Annotated in this window: 6 protein-coding genes and 1 pseudogene; 6 read left to right on the top strand and 1 reads right to left on the bottom strand. The window is 69.1% G+C overall.

Going from position 1 to position 7,016, the window contains the following annotated elements:
* A partial coding sequence (locus MZTS_RS23760) for a methyl-accepting chemotaxis protein (protein WP_246482253.1) occupies positions 1-657 on the top strand: 657 nt, incomplete at its 5' end.
* 87 nt (positions 658-744) lie between these two features.
* On the opposite strand, the gene typA is transcribed toward MZTS_RS23760, so the two are convergent.
* Positions 745-2,571: a translational GTPase TypA gene (typA, locus tag MZTS_RS23755; protein WP_192285736.1), complete on the bottom strand. Its 1,827-nt coding sequence runs from the start codon at positions 2,569-2,571 to the stop codon at positions 745-747.
* 283 nt (positions 2,572-2,854) lie between these two features.
* On the opposite strand from typA, the gene minC reads away from it, so the two are divergent.
* The 5 genes and pseudogenes from minC to MZTS_RS23730 all read left to right on the top strand — a co-directional run.
* A complete protein-coding gene (gene minC, locus MZTS_RS23750; RefSeq protein ID WP_192285734.1) occupies positions 2,855-3,583 on the top strand; it encodes a septum site-determining protein MinC in 729 nt (242 codons plus the stop codon).
* A gap of 261 nt (positions 3,584-3,844) precedes the next feature.
* Positions 3,845-4,804, top strand: a complete 960-nt coding sequence (locus MZTS_RS23745; protein ID WP_192285732.1) for an ABC transporter substrate-binding protein — start codon at positions 3,845-3,847, stop codon at positions 4,802-4,804.
* Positions 4,805-4,817: 13 nt separating this feature from the next.
* Complete coding sequence (locus tag MZTS_RS23740) at positions 4,818-5,639, top strand: ABC transporter permease (RefSeq protein ID WP_192285730.1); 822 nt, start codon at positions 4,818-4,820, stop codon at positions 5,637-5,639.
* Positions 5,640-5,647: 8 nt separating this feature from the next.
* On the top strand, positions 5,648-6,517 hold the full coding sequence (locus MZTS_RS23735) for an ABC transporter ATP-binding protein (RefSeq protein ID WP_009865199.1): 870 nt from the start codon (positions 5,648-5,650) through the stop codon (positions 6,515-6,517).
* Between the two features lie 186 nt (positions 6,518-6,703).
* A pseudogene (locus tag MZTS_RS23730) lies at positions 6,704-7,016 on the top strand (sensor histidine kinase); the annotation flags it as partial.

Here is a 7,016-nt window from a genome sequence, read left to right as displayed (position 1 = left end):
GTCGCCGCGGCGGCCGAGGAACTCGGCGCCTCGGTGCAGGAGATCGCGCGGCAGGTCACGGGCTCGACGCTGCTGGCGCAGAAGGCCGTCGTCGAGGCGGAGGGCACCGCCCAGCTCGTGCAGGATCTGAGTGCCGCCGCCGCCAGGATCGGCGACGTGGTCGGCCTGATCTCCACCATCGCCGGACAGACCAACCTGCTGGCGCTGAACGCCACCATCGAGGCGGCCCGGGCCGGCGATGCGGGACGCGGCTTCGCCGTCGTCGCTGCCGAAGTCAAGGAACTGGCCAACCAGACGGCGCGGGCGACCGACGAGATCTCCTCGCAGATCGGGCAGGTCCAGAGCATCACCGGGCAGGCCGTTTCGGCCATCGGCGACATCGCGGCGCGGATCCGGGAGATCGACGGGCTCGCCGGGACCATCGCCGCTGCCGTCGAGGAGCAGGGAGCGGCGACCCAGGAGATCGTGCGCAATGTCTCCGAGGCCTCGGCCGGGACGGGCGCCGTCACCGGCAACGTCGCCAGCGTCGCCGTGGCGGCCGAGGAGACGGGAGCGGCGGCGAGCCAAGTGCTGGTCTCGGCCGAGGAGCTGTCCCAGCAATCCGAGCGTCTCGACGGCCAGGTCCGCCTCTTCCTCGAAACGGTGCGCGCGGCCTGAACCCGGAGGCGCGACCCGACGCGCAAAAAAGGCCCCGATGCGGTTGCGCATCGGGGCCTTTTCGTTGTCGGTCGGAGATTGGACGGATCAGGCCGAGAGCGCGTCCTTGGCCCGCTCCGCGCGCTTGCGGTCGTTCGGGTCGAGCACGGCCTTGCGCAGGCGGATCGACTTCGGCGTCACCTCGACCAGCTCGTCGTCCTGGATCCAGGCCAGCGAGCGCTCCAGCGTCATCTTGATCGGCGGCGTCAGGCGCACCGCCTCGTCCTTCGAGGTGGTGCGGATGTTGGTGAGCTTCTTGCCCTTGAGCACGTTCACTTCGAGGTCGTTCTCGCGGTTGTGCTCGCCGACGATCATGCCCTGATAGACCTTCCAGCCGGGCTCGATCATCATCGGGCCGCGATCCTCGAGGTTCCACATGGCGTAGGCCACGGCCTCGCCCTTGTCGTTCGAGATCAGCACGCCGTTGCGCCGGCCCGGCATCTCGCCCTTGTAGGGCTCGTAGGCCTTGAACAGCCGGTTCATGATCGCGGTGCCGCGGGTGTCGGTGAGCAGCTCGCCCTGGTAGCCGATCAGGCCGCGGGTCGGGGCGTGGAAGACGAGGCGGAGGCGGTCGCCGCCCGAGGGCCGCATCTCCAGCATCTCGGCCTTCCGCTCGCTCATCTTCTGAACGACGACGCCGGAATGCTCCTCGTCCACGTCGATCACGACTTCCTCGACGGGCTCGAGGATGCCGCCGTTCTCGTCCTTCTCGAACACCACGCGGGGACGCGACACGGCGATCTCGAAGCCTTCGCGGCGCATGGTCTCGATCAGGATCGAGAGCTGCAACTCGCCGCGGCCGGAGACGTAGAACGAATCCTTGTCGGCGGCTTCCTCGATCTTGAGCGTGACGTTGCCCTCGGCCTCCTTGAACAGGCGGTCGCGGATCATGCGGCTCGTGACCTTGTCGCCCTCGGTGCCGGCCAGCGGCGAGTCGTTGACGATGAAGGACATGGTGACGGTCGGCGGATCGATCGGCTGGGCCTGGATCGGGGTCTCGACCTGCGGGTCGCAGAAGGTATCGGCCACCGTGCCCTTCACCAGGCCGGCGATGGAGACGATGTCGCCCGCCTCACCCACGTCGATCGGCGCGCGCTCCAGGCCACGGAAGGCGAGGATCTTCGAGACGCGGCCGGTTTCGACCACCTTGCCCTCGCGATCCAGCACCTTGATCGACTGGTTCGGCTTCACCGTGCCCGAGGCGATGCGGCCGGTGATGATGCGGCCGAGGAAGGGGGTGGCTTCGAGCAGGGTACCCAGCATCCGGAACGGGCCGTCCTCGGTCTTGGCCTGGGGCACGTGCTCCAGCACGAGGTCGAACAGCGGCGCGAGCCCTTCCGACTGGTCGCCGTCCGGCGAGGTCGCCATCCAGCCGGAGCGGCCGGAGCCGTAGAGGATCGGGAAGTCGAGCTGCTCGTCGGTGGCGTCGAGGGCCGCGAACAGGTCGAACACCTCGTTGACGACCTCGTTGATGCGCGCGTCCGGCCGGTCGACCTTGTTGATGGCCACGATCGGACGCAGGCCGATCTTGAGCGCCTTGCCGACCACGAACTTGGTCTGCGGCATCGGGCCCTCGGCGGCATCGACCAGCACGATCACGCCGTCGACCATCGACAGGATGCGCTCGACCTCACCGCCGAAATCGGCGTGGCCGGGGGTGTCGACGATGTTGATGCGGGTGTCCTTCCAGACGACCGAGGTCGCCTTGGCGAGGATGGTGATGCCGCGCTCCTTCTCGAGGTCGTTCGAATCCATCGCCCGCTCCTCGACCCGCTGGTTTTCGCGGAAGGTGCCGGACTGCTGCAGCAGCTTGTCGACCAGCGTGGTCTTGCCGTGGTCGACGTGGGCGATGATGGCGATGTTGCGCAGCTTCATCGGAGATCTCGGAAGCGTTCGGAAAACTTGGAGCCCGGCCATAAAGCGCCGTGTCGCGGGCCGTGTGGACGGTCGTGACGCCAGTTTACGGATTCGGGCGGTATCGCGTCGCAATATAAGGTGAAGGCCGATCCGGCAAGAGCGACGTCCGCCGCCCCCTCATGCGATGTCTCCTGCGGACGGCGGAATCGTGATTGCTGTTGAGGACGCCGTGCCCCCGCGCGGCGCGGCGCGCGATCTGCCATAAGCTGTCGTGCATGACTCCTTCGCTGCGACTCCGCCCGTGACCGACCGTCCTCCGATCCGCTTCCGCGGCCGCTCGTTCCTGGCCATGGTGCTGGCGCCCGTGCCGCCGGTCGACGAATGGCTGGCCGAACTCGATGCCCTCAAGCAGCGGGCGCCCGCCTTCTTCTCGGTGCGGGCGATCATCCTCGACGTGACCGGCCTGCGCTTCGAGCGTTCGGACCTCGCCTCCCTCTGCGAGGAACTGAACCGGCGCTCGATCACGATTCTCGGCATCGAGGGGATCGGGCCGACCTCGCTCGGACCCGGCTTCCCCCCGCCGCTGGTGGGGGGAAAGCCGGTGGAGGACATCGCCCCGCCCGAGCCCGGCGCCGCGCCGCCGGCCGCCGCCGAGGCGCCGGCCGCTCCGGCGCTCGTGTCGCCGACGGCACCCCGGCCGCGCTCCTTCGTCCTCGACGCGCCGGTGCGCTCGGGGCAGGTGATCCAGCATCTCGAGGGAGACGTGACGGTGCTCGGCTCGGTGGCCTCCGGGGCGGAGGTAATCGCCGGCGGCTCGATCCACGTCTACGGCGCCCTGCGCGGCCGGGCGATCGCGGGAGCGGTGGGGGATCCCGGGGCGCGGATCCTCGCCCGGAAGTTCGAGCCGGAACTCATCGCCATCGACGGCCTTTACAAGACCGCCGACGATCTCGGTGCCGCCCGCCGCGGACAGGCGGTCCAGGCCCGCCTCGAAGGGGACGCCATCGTCCTCGTGCCGCTCGACGGTTGAGGCCGCCCGAGACGGCGCGTCGGCCGAGGGCGGCCTGTCCTCTGCAGGGTCGGCGGCGGCGGAAATCCGCCATCGCACCTGGGCCGGCGGCGGAAATCCGCCGCTCGGAGATCGGGCTGTCGGCCGAAGCGCCCGGAAAAATCCTTCTTCGGCAGCGGCTTGCATGATGTCAGGCGGCTCCTGCATGGCTGGCATGCGTGCTGCAAGAGCGGTGGGGTCAATCAGACCGGCCGCAGAGCCGGGCCATCAGGGAGAAGCGCCTTGCTCCAACGCCTCCGTCTCGCCGCCCTCGCCGCCGCGACCTTGTTCGTCCCGAGCGTCGTCTCCGCCCAGGAAGTGGTGCGGGTCGGCAACCTCAAGCTCGCCCATTTCGCCGGCGTCTCCTACGTCAAGGAGATCGCGAAGTCCTGCGGGCTGACCGTCGATCTCAAGATCTTCGCCAAGGGGCCGGACATCATGCAGGCGATGCTCGCCGGCGAACTCGATGTCGGCGCCACCGCTTCGGAGGCCGCCATCTCGGCGCGCGGCAACGGCGCCCCGGTCTACATCGTCGGCGGCTTCGCCAAGGGTGGTGCCCGCCTGCTCGCCACACCGGATTCCGGCATCAAGTCGGCGGCCGACCTCAAGGGCAAGAAGGTCGGCGTCACCCGCGGCTCGATCCAAGAGGTGCTGCTCGGCGCCGAGATGGCCAAGCACGGCCTCAAGGCCAAGGACGTCAACCTGATCTATCTCGGCTATCCCGACCTGAACCAGGCGCTGCTGCAGAAGCAGGTCGATGCGATCATGCAGACCGAGCCGCAATCGTCCCAGGCCATCGCCCGGGGCTTCGGCGTCGAGGTGATCAAGCCCTACGACACCCCGGTCGGCACGCCGATCCGCACCCTGGTGATGACCGAGACGTTCTACAAGGATCATTCCAAGGTCGCGGCCAAGTTCATGGAATGCTTCGTGAAGGCTCAGAAGACCTTCATCGACGATCCCAAGACCGCGGAGACCTTCGTCACGCAGGACGTGTTCAAGGGGCAGGTCACCGGCGCAGAGTTCCAGGAGGCGCTCGCCAACTCGCCCTACACCCTGGAGATGAGCGCCGACCACATCCAGAAGACCACCGACGTCATGGCCGAGCACGGCATCGGCAAGATGTCGAAGCCGGCCAAGGCGACCGATTGGGTGAAGCTCGACCTGCTGGAGGCCGCCAAGGCCTCGGCCGGCGCGAAGTGAGGGGAGGCAAGCCATGCAGACGCATCGCCTGAGGGCGCTGGCCGAAGGCCTCGCCGTTCCCCTCGGCATCCTGGCGATCTGGCAGCTCGCCTGCTCGGCCGGGCTGGTCAACCCGATGGTGCTGCCCTCGCCGGCCGCGGTCGCCGTGCGGTGGTGGGCCTATCTCGCGCCCCTCGAAGCCTACGACCCGGCCCAGGGCTCGTGGTTGGCGTGGCTCTTCTCGGGGGAGATGCTGCACGACGCCCTCGCCTCGCTCTACCGCGTGGTCGTCGGCTTCGTCGTCGGCGCCGGGCTCGCTCTGCCGCTCGGCCTGTTCATGGGATCGAGCGACGTGATCTACCGCCACGTCAACCCGCTGATGCAGGTGCTGCGGCCGATCCCGCCGATCGCCTATATCCCGCTCTCGATCCTGTGGTTCGGCCTCGGCAACGCCCCGGCGGTGTTCCTCATCGCCATCGGCGCCTTCTTCCCCGTGCTGATGAACACCATCGCCGGCGTGCGGCACGTGGACGGCATCTATATCCGCGCCGCCCGCAGCCTCGGGGCGAGCCGTATGACGATCTTCCGGCGGGTGATCCTGCCGGCGGCCACCCCCTACATCCTGTCGGGGGCGCGGATCGGCATCGGCACCGCCTTCATCGTGGTGATCGTGGCCGAGATGATCGCGGTCAATAACGGCCTCGGCTTCCGCATCCTGGAGGCGCGCGAGTACTTCTGGTCCGACAAGATCATCGCCGGGATGCTGACCATCGGCGCGCTCGGCCTGCTCATCGACATGGCGGTCAGCCGCCTCAACTCCCACCTGCTCCGCTGGCATCGCGGCCTGGAATCGTGAGGTCCTCCATGTCCGTGCAACCTCATCCCATTGCGGCCGTCACGGAGCGCGCCATGCCGGTCTCCGGTCCCGTCGCTTCCGGCGCCCCGTCGCACATCGTGGTGACCGGCGTCGACAAGGTCTTCGCCGTCCCGGGCGGCGAGGTCGTCGCCCTCAAGGACATCGACCTCACCATCAACCGGGGCGAGTTCGTCTGCCTCCTCGGGCCCTCGGGCTGCGGGAAGTCGACCCTGCTCAACGCCATCGCCGGCTTCTCCCACCCCACCCGCGGCGGCATCACCGTCGAGGGCCGTGCCGTGGCCGAGCCCGGCCCCGACCGGGGCATGGTGTTCCAGGAATACGCCCTGTTTCCCTGGATGACGGTGGCGCAGAACATCGCCTTCGGTCTGGAGATCAAGGGCATGGCCCGCGCGGCCATCGAGACGCGGGTGGCCGAGCTTCTCGACATGCTCAAGCTCGCCGAGTTCCGTGACCGCTTCCCCAAGGACCTGTCCGGCGGCATGCGCCAGCGGGTGGCGATCGCCCGCGTGCTCGCCCTCGACAGCCCGGTGATGCTGATGGACGAGCCCTTCGGCGCCCTCGACGCCCTGACCCGCCGCTCGCTGCAGGACGAGCTGCTGCGGATCTGGGCGGCTACGGCCAAGACCATCGTGTTCGTCACCCACTCGATCGAAGAATCGATCTATCTGGCCGACCGGATCGTGGTGCTGACCTACCGCCCCGGCACGATCAAGCGCGACCTGCGGGTGGAGCTGCCGCGCCCGCGCGACAGCGCCTCGGCCGCCTTCAACGCCCTGAAACGCGACCTCTCCGCCCTCGTCACCGCCGAGCAGCACCGCTTCGAGCAGGTGGAGATGAAGGGCCTGACGACCGATTGAGGACGCGCCGGGATCGGGGCCGCCAAGGCCGTTGGCGCGCCCCGTTCCCGGCGGGTATCCTGTCGCCTCGTCTCATCCTGAGGCCCGCTGCCCGCCGGCACCCCGGGATGAGGATCGCGCGTCGAACCGGCCCGTCTCCGTGATCGGTCCGGAGCCTGTCGGCCTGAACCGGCGAAGCGGACCGCCATGCCTTTCCCCCTCGTCAGGGCCGCCCGTGCCCTGCTCTTCGCCGCCCTGGCGGCCGCGTCCCTCTTCGTCGTGGTCGAGGCGGGGGAGGTGGCGGAGTCCCGCGTCGCCGAGAGCCTGGCCGGGGATGCCCGCCAGCGGGCCGAGATCTATGCCCAGAGCCTGGAGGGCGCCATCGAGCGGTTCGGCTTCCTGCCGGCGGCGGCGGCCCTCGACCTCCGGGTGCGGCAGCTCCTCTCCGCCCCCGACGACCCGGCGCAGGTGGCGACCGTCAACGCCTATCTTCAGCGGCTGAGCCGCGAGGCGGGGGCGG

This window comes from Methylorubrum zatmanii, from assembly GCF_014845115.1.
Taxonomy (GTDB): domain Bacteria; phylum Pseudomonadota; class Alphaproteobacteria; order Rhizobiales; family Beijerinckiaceae; genus Methylobacterium; species Methylobacterium zatmanii.
Note: the sequence above shows the minus strand (reverse complement) of the source record. Positions and strands in the feature narration are given on the sequence as shown.